The organism is Amycolatopsis sp. Poz14, from assembly GCF_006704225.1.
GTDB classification, from domain to species: Bacteria; Actinomycetota; Actinomycetes; order Mycobacteriales; family Pseudonocardiaceae; genus Amycolatopsis; species Amycolatopsis nivea.
In genome coordinates, this window is record NZ_JACLHD010000001.1 from 7,335,017 (window position 1) to 7,352,297 (window position 17,281).

Sequence of the window (17,281 nt, forward strand, 5' to 3'; positions counted from 1 at the left end):
GCCGATTCCGGCCGGCACCGCCGCTTTTGTGTCCTCTGTGGACAGCCGAAAAACCGTGCGGCGATTCGCGGCCGCCTGGGTAGAGTGCGCGGACATGGGGCATTTGGAGGCCGCGCATCTGCGCTACGTGCTGCCCGACGGGCGTCCGCTGCTCGGCGACGTCTCTTTCCGGGTCGGCGAGGGCGCGGTCGTCGCGCTGGTCGGCCCCAACGGCGCGGGCAAGACCACGTTGCTGCGCATGCTGTCGGGAGAGCTGAAGCCGGACGAGGGCTCGGTCACGGTGTCCGGCGGGCTGGGCGTGATGGCGCAGTTCGTCGGGTCGGTGCGCGACGAACGCACGGTGCGCGATCTGCTGTTTTCGGTTGCCCCGCAACGGGTTCGCGACGCCGCGCTGGCGGTCGACGCGGCTGAGGAGCGGCTGCTGGAGGTCGACGACGAGGCCGCGCAAATGCGGTACGCGCAGGCGCTCAGCGACTGGGCCGAAGCCCGCGGATACGAGTTCGAGACCACGTGGGACATGTGCACCACCGAGGCGCTCGGCGTGCCGTTCGACCGCGCGCGCTGGCGGCTCGTGCGCACGCTCAGCGGCGGCGAGCAGAAACGCCTCGTGCTGGAGGCGCTGCTGCGCGGGCCGGACGAGGTGCTGCTGCTGGACGAGCCGGACAACTATCTGGACGTGCCCGGCAAACGCTGGCTCGAAGCCCGGCTGAAGGAAACCCGCAAGACCGTCCTGTTCGTGTCGCACGACCGCGAACTGCTCGCGCGAGCGGCGGACAAGATCGTGAGCGTCGAGCCTGGCGGCGACGGCGCGGACGCCTGGGTGCACGGCGGCGGTTTCGCGACGTATCACGAGGCGCGGCAGGAACGCTTCGCCCGCTACGACGAACTGCGCCGCCGCTGGGACGAGAAGCACGCCCAGCTCAAACGGCTGGTGCGGGACATGCAGCAGTACGCCGCGCGCAGCGACGAAATGGCGTCGCGGTACAAGGCGGCGCAGACCCGGCTGCGGAAGTTCGAGGAGGCCGGTCCCCCGCCCGAGCCGCCGCGGCCGCAGGAAATCCGGATGCGGCTGCGCGGCGGCCGCACCGGCGTGCGCGCGGTGACCTGCGAGAACCTCGAACTCACCGGGCTGATGAAGCCGTTCTCGCTGGAGATCTTCTTCGGCGAGCGCGTCGCGGTGCTCGGTTCGAACGGCTCCGGGAAGTCGCATTTCCTGCGGCTGCTCGCGGGCGGCGACGTCGCGCACACCGGCGGATGGAAGACCGGAGCCCGCGTCGTGCCCGGCCATTTCGCGCAAACGCACGCGCGTCCGGAGCTCACCGGCCGCACGCTCGTCGACGTGCTGTGGACCGAACACGCGGCCGACCGCGGCGCGGCGATGGCGGCGCTGCGCCGGTACGAACTGCACCGCCAGGGCGAGCAGGCGTTCGACCGGCTGTCCGGCGGACAGCAGGCGCGGTTCCAGATCCTGTTGCTGGAACTGGCCGGAACCACCGCGCTGCTGCTGGACGAGCCGACCGACAACCTCGACCTGGAATCGGCCGAGGCGCTGCAGGACGGGCTGGAGTCGTACGAGGGCACGGTGCTCGCGGTCACCCACGACCGCTGGTTCGCGCGCTCGTTCGACCGCTACCTGGTCTTCGGCTCGGACGGCGTGGTGCGCGAGACTCCGGAACCGGTCTGGGACGAGCGGCGGGTGGAGCGGGTTCGCTAACCCTTGCGCAGCAAGGCATCCAGCTCGCGCACCAGCTCCCCCGCCCGGCCCCGGCCGCCCGGAGCCGCCGGGTACCGCGACAGAACCCGCACTACCACGGGATCAGCCGCCGGATGCTGCGGGGTCAACCCGGCCAATTCGCAGGCATACGCCGCATGACCGGCCGAGCCGAGGATGTGCCACACCTGGGTCGCCTTCGCGAGCGGATGCAGATACGCCGCACCGGCAGCGGCGACCGCGGCCCGGGCAGCCTCGCTCGCCGCGGCCTGACCGGCGTCGCGGGCTTCCTGATACGCCCGCTGCGCCGCCCACGCACCGTCGCGAATCGCCTTGCCGCGCTGAGCTCCCTGAGCAAACGCCCGGGCGGCATCGATCGCCTCGTGCGGACGCCGATCGCCTGGACGGGCTTGTTCGAAGATCGGCAGCGCGGGTTCCGCACAAGCCACCGCGTAGGCCGTCACGGCACGAAGCTCGGAGAGGTCGAGTTCGATCATGTGCTTGAACTGTATCGTTGAACCGCCGGTTGGCAGTTCGACGCGACTTCCGGCAGGAATGCCCAGCAGAACCCTCAACCGGGGAAGGACGGCAGTGGACGAGCGGAGGGCGTGGTCCGAAGCCGACAAGGCGGCCTACCGCGAGTTCGTGCGCACCCACCACCCGGACGTCGGCGGCGACCCGGACGAGTTCGCCGCGGGGCTCCGCAAGTTCCGGCGGAACGAAAACGCCGCGGGGACCGAACCGGTCCCGCGCGGCGAATCCTTGGTGTTCGTGCGCCGGAGCCGAGGTCTGCCCCGGCTCCTCGACGCGTTGACCGAGCGCAGGCGGCGGAAGCGGAATCCGCGCGTGCGCTAGCGCGTCACATCCCGCCGGTCAGCGCCTGCAGCCCGAGGCTCGACGCGGCGACCGCGATCCACAGGATGGCTCCCATCAGCAGCGGCTTGTGTCCCGCCTTGCGCAGGTCGGACGGCTTGAGCGCGAGGCCGATCCCGGCGAGCGCCATGGTGATCAGGAAGGTGCCGAGCGTCGACAGCGGCGCGTGCCACGATTCCGGGATCCAGCCCGCGCTTTCCACCGTCGCGGCGGCCAGGAAGCCGATCAGGAACGGCGGCACCAGCCGGTGCCAGGGCATGGCGCGCAAGGAAACCCGGCCGCCGGACTGCTTGCGCGCGGCGAGCACGGCGAGGAACAGCACGATCGGGATCAGCGTGAGCGTGCGGGTGAGCTTCACGACGAGGCCGTACGAACCGGCGTCGCCGCCATACGCGTAGGAAGCCGCGACGACGGAAGACGTGTCGTTCACCGCGGTTCCGGCCCACAGGCCGAACGCGTGCGGCGACATCCCGAGCGCGTGCCCGAGCGGCGGGAACAGCAGGACCGCGGCGACGTTGAAGGTGAAGATCGTGCCGAGCGCGTAAGCGATGTTGGCTTCCTTCGGCTTCAGCACCGCACTGGTCGCCGCGATCGCCGACGCACCGCAGATTCCGGTGCCGACGCCGATCAGCGTCTGCGTGTCCCCGCGGACGCCGAGCAGCCTGCCGAGCACCCACGCGCCGCCGAGCGCGACCGCCAGGGTGCCGAGCATCACCGGCAGCGACTGCCCGCCGACGTGCACGACCTGCTGGATCGAGAGCCCTGTGCCCAGCACCACGATCGACAGCTGGAGCACCGGCCGCGACGCGATCGCGTAGCCCGGGCTGAACCGCCAGCCGCGCAGCCCCGGCACGACCGCGCCGGCGACCGCGCCGAGCAGGATCGCGAGCACCGGCCCGCCGACCACCGGAACGAGCTTGCCGCCCGCCGTCGCCACCGCCGCGACCAGCAGCGCGACCGCGAGCCCCGGCACCGGGCGGGCGAGCTTGGCCCGCCACTGCACCGTCGCGCGCGTCGCTCCGAGCGTCGCGCCGGTCACCGGTTCACTCCTGTGCGCACTGCTGGCCTCCTCCGTAATGTACGTACATTTAATCTAAGAGCTGTCCGTACATTTGGCAAGCGGTAGTGTTCCCGGCATGGGCGAGGCAGAGCTGGTCCGCACCGGCGGACAGCCGCTGTGGCGGCAGTTGCAGCAGCGACTGCTGGTGCGCATCCGCGCCGGGGAGTTCGACAGCGCGTTCCCCGGGGAGCTCGCGCTCGCCGACGAATACAGCGTCAGCAGGCAGACCGTCCGGCAGGCGCTGCGGGAACTGCGCGCGGACGGCACGCTCATCGCCGAACGCGGACGCCAGCCCCGCGTCGCCGCGGCCGCGGAGATCCAGCAGCCGCTCGGCGCGCTCTACAGCCTCTTCGCCGCGGTCGAGGAGGCCGGGCTCGACCAGCACAGCGTCGTGCGCCGGCTCGACATCCGCGCGGACGCGGTGGTCGCCGAACGGCTGTCGCTGGAGGGCTCCACTCCCCTGCTGTACCTGGAACGCGTGCGGCTGGCCGGAAACGACCCGCTGGCCGTCGACCGGGTGTGGCTGCCCGCCGACCTCGCCCGGCCGCTGCTGGAAGCGGATTTCCAGCACACCAGCCTGTACGGCGAACTCCACCGCCGCACCGGCGTCCGGCTCGACCACGGCGAGGAGCAGATCCGCGCCGTCGTGCCGACCCGGGCCGAACGCACCCTGCTCGGCTGCGGCGAAACCGTCGGCGCGTTCTCCATCGGACGCCTCGGCACCAGCGCGGGCAAACGGATCGAATGGCGGCACACGCTGGTGCGCGGCGACCGGTTCGCGCTCACCGCGGAGTTCTCCGGGCGCACCGGGTACCGGTTGGTCACCACGGGGGCACTTGCCGGAACCCGCTGACCCGGCGGGCACCGGGTCGCTACGCTCCGCGCATGTCGATCTTCGCTCGGATTCTGCAGGTCTTCTTCATGGTCGCCGGGCTGGCGAGCATCGGTGTCGGGCTGATCATGGTGCTGATCACCCAACCGCATTGGACGTGCGAGGTGTCCCGCAACGAGCCGAATTACACGTCGTGCCGCTCGACCGACCTCGAGTCGTTCACGAGCTACCACCTGTTCTGGTTCGTGCTCGGCCTCGCGCTCGAGATCATGGCCGTCGCGGTCGTCGCGGGCGCGCGCCGCAGGACCGTCGAAAACCTGCTGATGTCGATGAACTCGCCAGCGGCCGCGCCGACGTTCTCCAGCTCGCTGCCGCCCGCCCCCGGTCCGTACCCCGGCTACCCGCAGCAGCAGCCGCCGTACCCGGGGCAGTAGCCCAGGAACTCAGCCGATCCGGATCCCGGCCAGTTGCGTGCCCTGCGCGACCAGCGTCCCGGCGCTGTCCCAGACGTGGCAGGACTCGTCGACCCGCCCGTCGCCGATCAGGTGAGCGCGGTGCAGCACGCGCACCGGGCCGGGCGCCGGATGGGCCCGCACGTAGGCGGTCAGTTCGAGCGTCGGCACCCAGCCGGACGGCGCGACGTCGAGGGTCGCCGGAGGCAGGGCGTCGACGGCGAACAGCAGGCTGAGCGGGTCGAACGGCTCGTCGCCGGGCAGCGCCAGCAGGGCGCGCAGTTCGCCGCGGCCGCTGGGCCCGTCGGCGAGCGGGCGGTCGAAGTACACGTCGATCTCGTCGCGGATGGCGATCGGGATGCCGGACGACAGCACGTCCGGGCCCCACGGCTCCTCCGGGAACGGCCCGAACTCCGGCTGCGGCACGCCGTCCTGCCAGAACGGTTCGGCCGCGCCGAGAACGCCCAGCGTCAGCAGGGCCTCGACCTGCGGCACGCCGTCCTTGAGCAGCCGTCCGCGCAATTGGGTCGCGGACCGGCCGGTGCGCAGCACCTCGACCTCGATCTCCGCCGGCCCCGGTTCGGGCGAGCGCAGGTAGTGCGCGCTGGCGGCGAGCACGTCCGGATGCCCGGAAACGACGGTCGCCGCGCGCGCGATGGTCGCCAGCAGGTATCCGCCGTTCGGGCGGCCGCCGATGGTCCACGCCGGGCTGAGGTCGACGCTGAACTCGGTGTCCGAACGCTGCTTGACCGCCGACACCGCGGCGAAGGTCGTCGTGCTCACGGGTCCCTCCAGGTGAGTTGCTTCCCGCAACCTACCTGCTAGGCCGTTCGGACGTCCCGGGCACTGAGACTCACGCCACCCGTTCTGTCCCCGCTCGCCGAATTTCCCGGCAAGATGACGCGAAACGTGTCGAGGACGGCGCGCGGGTTCCGTTCCCTTGATGAGCCCGCCCGGAAGCGGCGAGCCGGAACCTGGAGGAAACGTTATGCCGAAGTACATGCTGCTGCAGACCTACGCCCAGGGCGAAGACTGCGACATGCCGCTGCCGGAATGGGCCCCGGAGGACATCCGCGCGCACATCCAGTTCCAGCACGTGCTGAACGCCGAGCTGACCGAGGCCGGGGAGCTCGTCGAGGCGGAGGGTCTGGCCGGGCCGGAAGCGGCGAAGACCGTGGTCGCGGACGGCAAGGGCGGCGCGGTCGTCACCGACGGGCCGTTCCCGGAGGGCAAGGAACTGCTGGCCGGGTACCGGGTAGTGGACGTCGAGTCGGAGGCACGGGCGCTGGAGATCGCGACCCGGGTCTCGGCCGCGCCCGGTCCCGACGGCGCGCCGCTGCGGGTGCCGATCGAGGTGCGCCAGGTCATGAGCGCACCGGAGGTGTGATGCCGCGGGCCGAGGTCGAGGACCTGGTGCGCACGCTCGCGCCCCAGGTCCTCGCCGTCCTCGCGCGCCGGTCCGGCGATTTCGGCGCGGCCGAGGACGCGACGCAGGAAGCTCTCCTCGCCGCGGTGCAGCACTGGCCTGCCGAGGGGATCCCGGAGAATCCGCGCGGCTGGCTGCTGCAGACCGCCAGCCGCCGGATCATCGACATCTTCCGCAGTGACCAGGCTCGGCGGCGGCGCGAGGACACGGTCGCCGCCGAGCCGCCAGGCGCCGAAGTGCCGGATCGGGACGACACGCTGACGCTGTTGTTCCTGTGCGCGCACCCGTCGCTGACGTCGGCGTCGGCGATCGCGCTGACGTTGCGCGCGGTCGGCGGCCTGACGACCGCGGAGATCGCCAGCGCGTTCCTCGTGCCGGAAACCACCATGGCGCAACGGATCAGCCGGGCGAAGGCGAAAATCAAGAAGTCCGGGCTGCCGTTCCGGATGCCCGCCGCGGACGAGCGGCAGGCGCGGCTGCGGTCCGTGCTGCACGTGCTGTACCTCGTGTTCAACGAGGGCTACACGAGCAGCGGCGGCCGCCGTCTGCACCGCACCGAACTGTCCGCCGAGGCGATCCGGCTGGCGCGGCTGCTGCACGCCGCGCTGCCGGACGACGGCGAAGCGGCCGGTTTGCTCGCCCTGATGCTGCTCACCGACGCCCGCCGGCCGGCCCGCACCGGACCGGACGGCGACCTCATCCCGCTCGCCGACCAGGACCGGTCGCGGTGGGACCGTTCGCTGATCCGGGAAGGCGTCGCGCTGATCACCGCCGCGCTGACCCGCGACGGCATCGGCGAATACCGTCTCCAGGCCGCGATCGCCGCAACGCACGACATCGCGTTGCGGGCCGAAGACACCGACTGGCCGCGCGTGCTCACGCTGTACACGCGGCTCGAGGCGCTGACCGGCAATCCGGTCGTAACGCTCAACCGCGCGATCGCGACTGCGATGGTGCAGGGACCGGACGCCGGGCTGACCATGCTCGCCGGACTCGACGACCGGCTCCCTGACCACCACCGCCTCGCCGCCGCCCGCGCCCACCTGCTGGAGCTGGCCGGCGAACGGGAGGAAGCCGTCCGGCACTACACCGCGGCCGCCGCCCGTACCGGAAACACCGCTGAACAGCGCTATCTGACGCTGCGCGCGGCCCGTCTGCGCGCCGGCCATTCCACAAGTCGCTCGCCGATCGGCACCGAGTAGTATCAGGACACTTCACGAGCGGAGCGCACCATGGCGAGCATCGAAGACGCCCGTCGCCGGACCGGGTACGACGTCACCGAGACGACTGTCGACGACGTGCTGTCCGCCCTGCGCTCCGCCGAACCGCCCGTGCCGGACGCCGGGGTCGTCTGGTGGCTGTACGCGGGCCGGAAGCCGCGGACGCCGTACCTGGTCGCCGGTGTGCGCGGTGCGCGAGGAAGCCTGGCGTGGCACGAAAACGGCGAGACTTTCCTGCCCGCGGACGGTACTGGCGAGGAGCCGGTCGACTATTACAGCCTGCAGGGAGCGCACTTCCCGCAGCCGTCCGGGAGCGAGGTTTCCGCCGAGGAAGTGCTGCGCGCCGTGCGGGAACTGTGCGAGTCCCAGACGCGACCTGCCTGCGTTTCCTGGAAGCGCGCGTAGCTTCTGTCCACAGTGGATTTCTTATCGCTCCGGCGCGAAGTCGTCCTTGTGCGCCCGCGCCCACTCGCGGAATGACGTCACCCGTCGCGCGAACCGTTCCACCGTGTTGTTCACCGGCGCACGACGGCCCACAGCTGCCTCCTCCACGTCCATCAGGTGCTCCAGGACCGCCTCGGGCATCCACTCCGGACGCCGCGCCAGCGCCTCGCTCCGCGTTTCGGGCACCACTTCGATCGGGCGACCCAATTCCTCCGCCAGGGTCTGCACGATCGCACGCTGCGTCATCGATTCCGGCCCAGTTACCGTGAGTATCCTGCCCGGATAGCTACGCTCCGTGAGCAGCTTCGCAGCCACCGCGGCCACGTCCGCCTCGGCCGTCGGCGTGAACTGCGACTCCGGAGAGAAGAGCCGCACCGGTCCCCCGGCCCGGATCGCCGCACCCCAGTCGCGCCGGGTGTTGCCCATCAGCCAGCCCGGGTACAGCACCGTGAACGGCAATCCGGACTCCGCCACCGCCGTCTCCGCGGGCAAATGCCCCCGCCGGATCGGGTTGTCCGCCGCGCCCTCGTAGACGTCCGGCGACGACAGCAGTACGACGTACGAGACTCCGGCTTTTCGCGCCGCGGCAAGGAAATCCGCACCACCGTTCGGTCGCGCCGGATACAGGAAGATCGCGTCCACGCCGCGCAGCGCGTCCTCGAATCCGCCCTCCGCCGTGAGATCCACCGACACCGCGTCCGGCAGATCCAGGGCGGCCGCGTCACGTGCCGAGCCGCGCACCTCGTGCCCGCCCTCGCGAAGCGCCCGGACGACCTCGCTCCCGACATTCCCGCGCGCCCCCGTCACCAGGATGGTCATCCCACACTTCCTTTGCTGTTAAATTAACTTTGTTCGCAAAGCTATAGCTGTGACTCACCGCTGTCAACCTCCCGCGTCCGGTACACGACCGGGCGAGATCGTTGTATGGATCGTGTACGGATCCCGCCGACACTCCGGCAGTTCGATTCGGACGAGTGAAGGGAGATCCGTCGTGGTCGGGAATGTGACGGTCCGGCGCACGGTCGCCGCACTGCTCGCCGCGGGGGCGGTCACCGCAGTAGCGACGCCGGTGAGCGCCGCCGAAGCCGCCGCCTGGCGAGCCGATCTGTCCTCAGTGGACAGTGACGACGTCAACGTCGCGGCGGCCAGCGGCACGCTCACGCTGCGAGACGCCGCGTGGAGACCCGCCGACCGGGCCGCGGGCAGCGAGGGCTACCTGCTCTCCGCCGAACGACGCCTGCCCGCGCCGGTGAACCGGGTAGCCGCAGAGATCTCCGCGGACGCCCCGCAGGGCACCACGGTCGACGTCGACGTCCGCGGCCGCTCCGGCGCCGACGACTGGACCGAATGGACCCCCGCCGGCACCGCACTCCCGCGGGCGGTGAGCGTTGTGCAGACCAGGATCACGCTGTCCAGCACCACCGCCGCCCGCCCGACCGTGCGCGAGGTCGACCTGACCGGTTCGCTGTCCCCGCAAGCGAACGCCATCGCCGCGTCCACCCCGCTGACCTACACGATCTACGCCACCCGCGAAGGCCTCACCGGCCACACCACCGCGAACGGCCACGTCATCGCGAGCAACGACCACTTCGTCGCGCTGCCGTCCGGAAAAGCCTTGTCGCCCAAGGGAACCGGCAACTACACCGTGCGAGTGTGCAAGACGGACAACAGCCGCTGCGAATACGCGCCGGTCTGGGACGTCGGCCCGTGGAACACCAAGGACGACTACTGGAACCCGCCCTCGGTGCGCGCGGAGTACAAAGACCTGCCGCAAGGTCAGCCCGAGGCCTACGCCGCCTACCACAACGGCTACAACGGCGGCCGCGACGATCTCGGGTACAAAGTGGGCAACCCCGCGGGCATCGACCTGGCCGACGGCACCTTCAGCTCAGGAGTCGGCTTGGGCGACAACGGAAACGTGAAGGTCACCTACCTGTGGACGGGCTCCGCCGCGGCGACCGGTTTGGTGCAAACGGCAGGCGACCCGGTGAACGTCCGGTCGGGCGCGCACACGACCTCGTCGGTGAAGGGCCTGGCGGCGAACTACGCCAAGGTGAACATCGAATGCTACGTCAACGGGGACTCGGTGACCGGGAAATTCGGGACGAGCAAGATCTGGGACCGGATCGGGCCCGGGCACTACATCTCGGACACGTATGTGAAGACCGGCTCGGACAAGCCGGTGGCTCCGCTCTGCTGAGTCCTGGGGGTGCCGGTGCGGGGTCTGGGGCTGACTCCGCACCGGCGGCTCCCGTTCGCGTGTCTGTTCTGCTGGAGTTCTCGGGGTGCCGGTGCGGAATCTGGGCTGACTCCGCACCAGTGACTCCTTCCCGTCCTGCCTGCCGAGGTTTCTTGGGCACCAATGTGGAATCCAGGCTGGCCTGCACTGGCGGCTTCCGTTCTCAGGTCCGCTCTGCCGGGGTTCGCGGGGCACCAGTGCGGAATCCAGGCTGGCCCTGCGCTGGCGGCTCCCGTTCTCAGGTCCGCTCTGCCGGGGTTCGCGGGGCACAGGTGCGGAGTCCGAGGCAAGCGACTCCCGCCCGCGCGTCCGGTGGTCTGCCGAGGTTCTTGAGGGTGCCGAGGCGGAGTCTGAGGCTGGCCCCGCGCCGGTGGCCCCCGTCCGCACTTCCGTTCTGCCGAATTGATCGCGGGTTGCCGGGGACTTCAGACCGGGTCCGCGCCGACGGCTCCGACCAGGCCTCCCCTCAGGCCCTCGATCGAGCACTCCGCTCCTGGGCAGTTCCTCGCCAACGACCCCGCCGTCGCCAGGTTTCACTCCGAGCCCCCTGCTTCCCTCTCTCCCGGCGAGCCGCGTCTCCGAATCCCGTTTCCCTGAGCCGTTCTTCACCCTGTTCCCGTCTCTCCGCAAGCCTTCTCTCCACGCGCCGTCCACGATCCCTTGGCCCGAGCCGTGTTCGGGAAGCAATCCCCCTCAGCCGCCGCGGGAGTCCGGATCCGGGCTCCCGCGGTTTCCACCCGGTTCAGCGACGGTTTTCCCCTCAACCGCCGGTTAAAGTGGTCTTCGTGCGCTGCCGCAGCCGAGGGGGTCCGCCATGCCACGCCGATTCGCATTCATCGTCGCCGTCGTCCTGTCCGTCATCAGCCTGAGCACATCCGCCGCCGGGGCCGTCCCGACCGTCATCGGGGGAGAAAAAGCTTCCCTGGCACTACATCCGTACGCGGCGTACTTAGTGGACAGTCACGGAACCCAGTTCTGCGGCGGCGTCATCGTCAGCCGCACCGCGGTCGCGACCGCCGCGCACTGCGCCGCCACCGTCCCGACCGGCGAACTCCGCGTAGTCGCCGGACGGGAAGACAAACGCAGCCAAGACGGAGTCATCCGCGCCGTGTCCGCCGCCTGGCAACACCCGGATTTCCGTACCCCGCAACAAGGTTCGGACATCGCCGTCCTGACCGTCCGCGGCTCGCTCCCCTACCGCCCCGCCGACCTGGCCCGCGATCCGAGCCGCTACCCCGCCGGAACCAACGCCACCGTCCTGGGCTGGGGCCGAACCGCCGACGGCGGCGACCGGTCGGACTACCTGCGCCAAGCCACCGTCCCCGTGGCCGACGACTCCTTCTGCCACACCGCGTACCCGGAATATTCCGCGACAAGCATGCTGTGCGCCGGCTACCCGAACGGCGGCATCGACGCCTGCAAAGGAGATTCCGGAGGCCCACTGGTAGTCGGCGACACGGTAGTAGGCATCGTCTCCTACGGCGACGGCTGCGGAAAGCCCGGCAAACCCGGGATGTACACCAGGGTGACGTCCTTCGCCGACGACATCGCAGCCCACGCAGGACTGAACTGAACCCGCGCACCCAACCGACACCCCGTTGCCCGGACCGACGTTCCTCACCTGCCACGGCGAAATTGCCGGTGCGCGGAAACCTCTCATGCGACACCGCAGCAAGTCCATTCTGAGGCAGGTTGTCCACCGTCTGTCACACGTCGAACGCACGGCCCCGGCGATCGCCACAACCCCGTGACGACCGAACCGGGTCGCTCCACACGGAAGGAACAGCAGAACCCACGCGACTCCCTGAGCACGGCAAGGTAAAGTCCAAGACATGACGTCGCCGGAGGCCAGCAGACGATAGCCGCCCAGCAGCAAGCTGGGCGGCGGAGTGACGGGTGCCGGACTTGCTGCCGGATTGGGCTGACCAGCGAAAGCTTCACCACAAACGCAGTGCTGTTGAGTTGTGCCCTGAGCAGGTTCTCGTGAGCGTTGACGCCGGTTCTAACCGGCATCAACACTCACGACTGCCAAGCGCACCGACGGCATAGTCGGCCAGCCAGCGCCAAGCCTGCGCACGGTGGCCACACCGTGGTGAAGTCTGACGCCGCAGGCAAAACTCGCCGTTCGATACGCGTTCTGGCGAACGCTTGGGCACAGCAGAGCCGCAGACAAAGCGCACTCGGCACCACGGCACCGCTGAGCGGACTCGACGCCACGGCACCGCGGGCGAAGCACACTCGCACCACAGCACCGGTGGCAGAACGCGCTTGGCACCGCGGGCAAAGCACACTCGGCACGACAGCACCGCCTAACGAGCTCGGCACCGCAGCACCGCTGGCAAACTCGCTCGGCATCACAGCACCACCGAGCGAGTTCGGTGCCGCAGTACCGCGGGCGAAACACGCTCGGTGCCACAGCACCGCTGGCCGAACGTGCTTGGCACCGCAGCACTTGGGCGAAGCATGCTCGCAAGCCGCCACGCCGGGCAAGGTTTCGCCCAGCGCAGCTCCCGCCAAGCACCCAGCCCACCGCGCGTGCTGCTGCCCGCGAGCCCAAGGCACCCCACTCCGCAGACGAACCGTCCTCAATCCTCTGGCGTCCCAGACGTCAACAGCCGTTCGGAGTCGATTCCCTTGCCTCCCATAATTTTCCTCCTAGCCAGCGCAGTCTTCGCCCAAGGCACCTCGGAGTTCGTCCTCTCCGGGCTCCTCCCCCAGATCGCCGCGGCCACCGGTGTCTCGCTCGGCACCGCCGGGTTGCTCACGTCTCTCTTCGCGGCCGGAATGGTCGTCGGCGCGCCGGTTCTCGCGATGCTCGGCGGCAAACTCCCCCGCAAGATCGCGCTCATCAGCTTCCTCGGGCTCTTCGCAGCAGTCCACGTAGTCGGTGCTCTCACCACCGACTTCCCGCTCCTCCTCGTAACCCGCGCCCTCGCGGCATTCGCCAATGCTGGGTTTCTCGCAATAGCGCTCGCGTCGCTGCCGTCGCTCGTCGCGGAGGACTCCGTCGGGCGGGCGACTTCCGTGTTGCTGTCCGGTGTCACGCTCGCGTGCATCGTCGGCGTTCCGGCCGGGACGGTGCTCGGGCAGTACGCCGGGTGGCAGGCCGCGTTCTGGGCGATCGCGGCGATCACGGGCGTGGCCGCCGTCGCGCTAACAGGAGCGAAGTTCGACAACCCGCCAGCCACAAGTCCGGTGTATCGCGAGTGGCGGGTCCTGGCGCAGCCGCGCGTCGTGGTCACCGTCGGCAAGGGGGTTCTCATCAACGGCGGTACCTTCGCGGCCTTCACCTACCTCGGCACGATGACCGCCCCCTCCGAATGGGTTCCGGTCGTGCTGGCGGTGTTCGGCGTGGGGTCGTTCGTCGGCGTCACGATCGCGGGCAAGGCGGGGCCGCGGATCCTCAAAGCGGGCACGCTGGTGCTGACCGCCGGGTGGGTGGCGGCGTTCTTCGCGGCGCAGAGTCTTCCGGGGCTCATCGCCGCCGCGTTGCTCACCGGGGCGATGGCGTTCGGCGTCGGGTCCGCGTTGATCGCTGCGATCGTCACGTCTGCCAGCAATGACGCGCCGCGAGTAGCCGGGGCGATCGCGACTACTGCGTTCAATCTCGGCGCGGTGGTCGGGCCTGCGGTGGCGGGGGCCGTCGTCCTCGACGCGGCGCATGCGCGTGCGGCGTTCTGGGTCAGCGCGGCCTTTACTGCCGCTGCGGTGTTGTTGAGGGTCAAGAAGTAGAGAAAGGCGGCCCGGGCGAGAGGGCCCGGGCCGCCTCAAAAAACCAGCTCAGCGCAGGGTGTCCCAGCCTGCGTAGCGAGCCTCGGTGCCGAGCTCCTCTTCGATGCGGATCAGCTGGTTGTACTTCGCCGTGCGGTCCGACCGCGACAGCGAACCCGTCTTGATCTGGCCGCAGCCGGTCGCTACCGCGAGGTCGGCGATCGTGGTGTCCTCGGTCTCGCCCGAACGGTGCGACATGACCGCCGAGTAGCCCGCCTTGTGCGCGGTGTCGACCGCGGACAGGGTCTCGGTCAGGGTGCCGATCTGGTTGACCTTGATGAGGATCGAGTTGGCGATGCCGCGCTTGATGCCGTCGCGCAGGATTTCGACGTTCGTGCAGAACAGGTCGTCGCCGACGAGCTGGACGCGGTCGCCGATGCCGTCGGTCAGCTGCTTCCAGCCGGCGTAGTCGTCCTGGGCGAGACCGTCCTCGATCGACACGATCGGGAAGCGCTCGGTCAGCTCGGTCAGATACGCGACGTGCTCCTCGATGCTGCGCTTGCGGCCCTCGCCGGTGTAGTCGTAGACGCCGTCGCGGTAGAACTCCGACGCCGCCGGGTCCAGCAGCAGCGCGATGTCCTTGCCCGGCTCGTACCCGGTCTGCTCGATCGCGCGGACCACGAACTCGAGCGCCTCGTCGGCCGACCCCAGCTGCGGCGCGAACCCGCCCTCGTCGCCGACATTCGTGTTGTGTCCCGCGTCGTGCAGCGATTTCCGCAGCGTGTGGAACACTTCCGAGCCCATCCGCACGGCATCGGCAAACGTCTCCGCGCCGACCGGGCCGATCATGAACTCCTGGAAGTCGATCGGGTTGTCCGCGTGCGCGCCGCCGTTGATGATGTTCATCATCGGCATCGGCAGCAGATGCGCGTACACCCCGCCGACGTAGCGGTACAGCGGCAGCGTGTTCGCCGCGGCGGCCGCCTTCGCCACCGCCAGCGAAACCCCGAGCGTCGCGTTCGCGCCCAGGCGGGCCTTGTTCTCGGTGCCGTCGAGGGCGATCAGCGCGCGGTCGACGTCGGCCTGCGCCTCGGCCTCCATGCCGACCACGGCGTCGGCGATCTCGCCGTTCACCGCGTCGACCGCCTTGCGCACGCCCTTGCCGTGGAACCGCTTCGCGTCGCCGTCCCGCAGCTCAACGGCCTCGCGCGTGCCGGTGGAGGCCCCGGACGGCACCGCCGCCCGGCCCGCCGACCCGTCCGCCAGCACCACGTCGACCTCGACCGTCGGGTTGCCCCGGCTGTCGAGCACCTCACGGCCCCGGACCCGGACGATGCCTGTCATAACGCTCCTCGGAGGTTCGAGCCGAAGCACTCAGCGCACGCTCCGTGAAGCGCCCCGGCAGCAACGCGGCACCACGGCGAGCCGCACGTCACCCCGGAGGCTAGCAGAAGGATTCTGAATCGATCAGGCTGAGCCGGGAGAATCCACTTCGGACAGTCCGGAACCCGTTTCCCGGCAAAGGGAACGAACCGGAACCGGCGGAAAGGACGCTTCACGCCCCGGACAGCTCGCGTTCATCGGCGGGCCGCGCGGCCGGCATAGCTTCGCTTCCGCCGGGGAGCCGGAGGAGGCCGCCATGTCCAGCACCGTCAGCCGTCGAGGAGCACTGGGTCTCATGGGCGCGAGCGCTGCCGTACCACTGCTCGGCACTGGTACGGCAGCCGCCGCTCCGCTCATGCCGACGCCGGGCGGTGGCGCCACCCCGGTGCAGGGTCTGCATCTCACGTTCGGCCGCGATCCCGCGCGGCAGATGGTGGTTTCGTGGCTCACCGACGGCCCGGTCGGCCGTCCCCGCGTCCGCTACGGCACGCTCGACGACGGCTTCGGCTCGTCCGCGCCCGCAGTCACCCGCACCTACCTCGACGGCGCGTCCAACCGCACGGTCTGGGTGCACCACGCCGAGATCGACCGCCTCTGCCCGAACACCGAGTACCTCTACGTCGCCCAGCACGACGGCGCCACACCCGACGCGGGCACGTTCCGCACCGCGCCCAGCGGCCGGTCCGCGTTCACCTTCACCAGCTTCGGCGACCAGTCCGCGCCGCAGGTCACCTGGGATCTCAAGGGCGCGCCCGCGCTCGACTTCTTCTCCACCCCGGCGACGAAGGACATCGTCACCGGCATCGAGACCGTCGCGCCGCTGTTCCACCTGCTCAACGGCGACCTCTGCTACGCCAACCTCGACGTCGACCGCGTGCGCACCTGGAACAACTTCTTCACCAACAACACCCGCTCGGCGCGGTACCGGCCGTGGATGCCCGCCGCGGGCAACCACGAGATCGAGAAGCAGAACGGCGCGATCGGCATGGACGCCTACCAGGCGTACTTCCAGCTGCCCTCCACCGAAACCGACCCCGAACTGGCCGGGCTCTGGTACGGCTTCACCGTCGGCTCGGTCCGGGTGATCGTGCTGCAGAACGACGACAACTGCCTGCAAGACGGCGGGGACGTCTACGTCAGCGGCTACTCCGGCGGGCGGCAGCTCGCCTGGCTGGAGAAGGAACTCGCCGCGGCACGGGCGTCGCGCGACGTGGACTGGATCGTCGTCGCGATGCACCAGGTCATGATCAGCACGTCCGACGCGAACGGCGCCGACCTCGGCCTGCGCGAGAAGTACGGCCCCCTGTTCGACCGCTACGGCGTCGACCCGGTGCTTTGCGGACACGAGCACGACTACGAACGCTCCCTTGCCGTGCACGGCGTCGTCGCGGGAAGCGAGACGCTCACGCCGAACCCGGTGTCCGACGCGACCGACGACATCGACGCGACGCACGGCACCGTGCACATGGTTCTCGGCGGAGGCGGCGTCTCCGGCACCACCAACGGCAGCTTCTTCAGGGACGGCACGGGAAAGGTGCTGACCGCCGTCGCGGACAAGCGGGATCCCGCCACGGGCAAGCGGAAACCGACCTACGTGCGCGAAAAAGCGGTGTGGAGCGCGGTGCGCGACCTCGACCACCCCTACGGTTTCGCCGCGTTCACCGTCGACCCCGGACGCCGACCGGGCGGCACGACGACCATGCACGTGACCTACTACAACGTCACCAAGCCGACCGGCGAGCTGTCGGTGTTCGAACGGTTCTCGTTGCACCGCAAGCGCGCCGACGGCTGACGTCAACCCCTTCTCCCGCCCCGCCCGGACCACCCCTCAAGCCGGACAAGAGAATCCTTAGCCGCACTACGCTTGTCGCGGACCCGGCGGCCGCAACGGACACCTCCCCCATCGTCCGTCCATTGTGGACCACCGGGC

At 70.1% G+C, this 17,281-nt stretch carries 16 protein-coding genes; 11 read left to right on the plus strand and 5 right to left on the minus strand.

The window, feature by feature from the left end:
* The first annotated feature begins 94 nt into the window (after window positions 1–94).
* Window positions 95–1,714 carry an ABC-F family ATP-binding cassette domain-containing protein gene (locus FKO37_RS34050; RefSeq protein ID WP_238607191.1) on the plus strand — a complete coding sequence of 540 codons (1,620 nt, stop codon included), beginning with the start codon at window positions 95–97 and terminating at the stop codon, window positions 1,712–1,714.
* Here FKO37_RS34050 and FKO37_RS34055 read toward each other — a convergent pair.
* Entirely contained in the window at window positions 1,711–2,208 is a 498-nt protein-coding gene (locus tag FKO37_RS34055) for a putative immunity protein (RefSeq protein ID WP_238607192.1), read from the minus strand. The genes FKO37_RS34050 and FKO37_RS34055 overlap by 4 nt on opposite strands.
* A gap of 94 nt (window positions 2,209–2,302) precedes the next feature.
* Between FKO37_RS34055 and FKO37_RS34060 the strand changes: the two genes are divergently transcribed.
* Window positions 2,303–2,566, plus strand: coding sequence for a hypothetical protein (locus FKO37_RS34060; RefSeq protein WP_238607193.1), 264 nt, complete (start codon window positions 2,303–2,305; stop codon window positions 2,564–2,566).
* Between the two features lie 4 nt (window positions 2,567–2,570).
* On the opposite strand, the gene FKO37_RS34065 is transcribed toward FKO37_RS34060, so the two are convergent.
* Complete coding sequence (locus tag FKO37_RS34065) at window positions 2,571–3,623, minus strand: YeiH family protein (protein WP_078870726.1); 1,053 nt, start codon at window positions 3,621–3,623, stop codon at window positions 2,571–2,573.
* Window positions 3,624–3,720: 97 nt separating this feature from the next.
* Between FKO37_RS34065 and FKO37_RS34070 the strand changes: the two genes are divergently transcribed.
* On the plus strand, window positions 3,721–4,497 hold the full coding sequence (locus FKO37_RS34070) for a GntR family transcriptional regulator (protein WP_051729615.1): 777 nt from the start codon (window positions 3,721–3,723) through the stop codon (window positions 4,495–4,497).
* Between the two features lie 32 nt (window positions 4,498–4,529).
* Complete coding sequence (locus FKO37_RS34075) at window positions 4,530–4,910, plus strand: hypothetical protein (protein ID WP_134663423.1); 381 nt, start codon at window positions 4,530–4,532, stop codon at window positions 4,908–4,910.
* A gap of 9 nt (window positions 4,911–4,919) precedes the next feature.
* On the opposite strand, the gene FKO37_RS34080 is transcribed toward FKO37_RS34075, so the two are convergent.
* Window positions 4,920–5,711, minus strand: a complete 792-nt coding sequence (locus FKO37_RS34080; RefSeq protein WP_238607194.1) for a thioesterase family protein — start codon at window positions 5,709–5,711, stop codon at window positions 4,920–4,922.
* A 205-nt stretch (window positions 5,712–5,916) separates the two neighbouring features.
* On the opposite strand from FKO37_RS34080, the gene FKO37_RS34085 reads away from it, so the two are divergent.
* From FKO37_RS34085 to FKO37_RS34095, 3 genes are read left to right on the plus strand one after another with little or no spacing between them, the layout of a single operon-like run.
* Window positions 5,917–6,315 (plus strand): YciI family protein, encoded by a 399-nt coding sequence (locus FKO37_RS34085; RefSeq protein WP_238607195.1) that lies wholly within the window; start codon window positions 5,917–5,919, stop codon window positions 6,313–6,315.
* Window positions 6,315–7,556 (plus strand): RNA polymerase sigma factor, encoded by a 1,242-nt coding sequence (locus tag FKO37_RS34090; RefSeq protein WP_238607196.1) that lies wholly within the window; start codon window positions 6,315–6,317, stop codon window positions 7,554–7,556. Before FKO37_RS34085 ends, FKO37_RS34090 begins: the two co-directional genes overlap by 1 nt.
* Before the next feature lie 30 nt (window positions 7,557–7,586).
* Window positions 7,587–7,979 carry an Imm1 family immunity protein gene (locus tag FKO37_RS34095; RefSeq protein ID WP_037818660.1) on the plus strand — a complete coding sequence of 131 codons (393 nt, stop codon included), beginning with the start codon at window positions 7,587–7,589 and terminating at the stop codon, window positions 7,977–7,979.
* Window positions 7,980–8,000: 21 nt separating this feature from the next.
* Here FKO37_RS34095 and FKO37_RS34100 read toward each other — a convergent pair whose 3' ends face one another.
* Window positions 8,001–8,837 carry an SDR family oxidoreductase gene (locus FKO37_RS34100; RefSeq protein WP_238607197.1) on the minus strand — a complete coding sequence of 279 codons (837 nt, stop codon included), beginning with the start codon at window positions 8,835–8,837 and terminating at the stop codon, window positions 8,001–8,003.
* A 172-nt stretch (window positions 8,838–9,009) separates the two neighbouring features.
* On the opposite strand from FKO37_RS34100, the gene FKO37_RS34105 reads away from it, so the two are divergent.
* From FKO37_RS34105 to FKO37_RS34115, 3 genes are all read left to right on the plus strand, one after another.
* A complete protein-coding gene (locus tag FKO37_RS34105; protein ID WP_238607198.1) occupies window positions 9,010–10,218 on the plus strand; it encodes a hypothetical protein in 1,209 nt (402 codons plus the stop codon).
* 853 nt (window positions 10,219–11,071) lie between these two features.
* The gene (locus FKO37_RS34110) at window positions 11,072–11,830 is read left to right on the plus strand and encodes a trypsin-like serine protease (RefSeq protein WP_238607199.1); all 759 of its coding nucleotides are present in this window, start codon (window positions 11,072–11,074) and stop codon (window positions 11,828–11,830) included.
* Between the two features lie 1,061 nt (window positions 11,831–12,891).
* Entirely contained in the window at window positions 12,892–13,989 is a 1,098-nt protein-coding gene (locus tag FKO37_RS34115; protein WP_238607200.1) for an MFS transporter, read from the plus strand.
* A 48-nt stretch (window positions 13,990–14,037) separates the two neighbouring features.
* Here FKO37_RS34115 and eno read toward each other — a convergent pair whose 3' ends face one another.
* Window positions 14,038–15,312, minus strand: a complete 1,275-nt coding sequence (gene eno / locus FKO37_RS34120; protein ID WP_037818651.1) for a phosphopyruvate hydratase — start codon at window positions 15,310–15,312, stop codon at window positions 14,038–14,040.
* Between the two features lie 295 nt (window positions 15,313–15,607).
* On the opposite strand from eno, the gene FKO37_RS34125 reads away from it, so the two are divergent.
* Window positions 15,608–17,143 (plus strand): fibronectin type III domain-containing protein, encoded by a 1,536-nt coding sequence (locus FKO37_RS34125; protein ID WP_238607201.1) that lies wholly within the window; start codon window positions 15,608–15,610, stop codon window positions 17,141–17,143.
* Window positions 17,144–17,281 lie beyond the last annotated feature (138 nt).

Coding starts and splice junctions, on each gene's coding strand:
- FKO37_RS34110 (WP_238607199.1), top strand. CDS start 11,072: ATGCCACGCCGATTCGCATTCATCGTCGCCGTCGTCCTGTCCGTCATC.
- FKO37_RS34075 (WP_134663423.1), top strand. CDS start 4,530: ATGTCGATCTTCGCTCGGATTCTGCAGGTCTTCTTCATGGTCGCCGGG.
- FKO37_RS34085 (WP_238607195.1), top strand. CDS start 5,917: ATGCCGAAGTACATGCTGCTGCAGACCTACGCCCAGGGCGAAGACTGC.
- FKO37_RS34125 (WP_238607201.1), top strand. CDS start 15,608: ATGTCCAGCACCGTCAGCCGTCGAGGAGCACTGGGTCTCATGGGCGCG.
- eno (WP_037818651.1), bottom strand. CDS start 15,312: ATGACAGGCATCGTCCGGGTCCGGGGCCGTGAGGTGCTCGACAGCCGG.
- FKO37_RS34090 (WP_238607196.1), top strand. CDS start 6,315: ATGCCGCGGGCCGAGGTCGAGGACCTGGTGCGCACGCTCGCGCCCCAG.
- FKO37_RS34050 (WP_238607191.1), top strand. CDS start 95: ATGGGGCATTTGGAGGCCGCGCATCTGCGCTACGTGCTGCCCGACGGG.
- FKO37_RS34095 (WP_037818660.1), top strand. CDS start 7,587: ATGGCGAGCATCGAAGACGCCCGTCGCCGGACCGGGTACGACGTCACC.
- FKO37_RS34070 (WP_051729615.1), top strand. CDS start 3,721: ATGGGCGAGGCAGAGCTGGTCCGCACCGGCGGACAGCCGCTGTGGCGG.
- FKO37_RS34100 (WP_238607197.1), bottom strand. CDS start 8,837: ATGACCATCCTGGTGACGGGGGCGCGCGGGAATGTCGGGAGCGAGGTC.
- FKO37_RS34055 (WP_238607192.1), bottom strand. CDS start 2,208: ATGATCGAACTCGACCTCTCCGAGCTTCGTGCCGTGACGGCCTACGCG.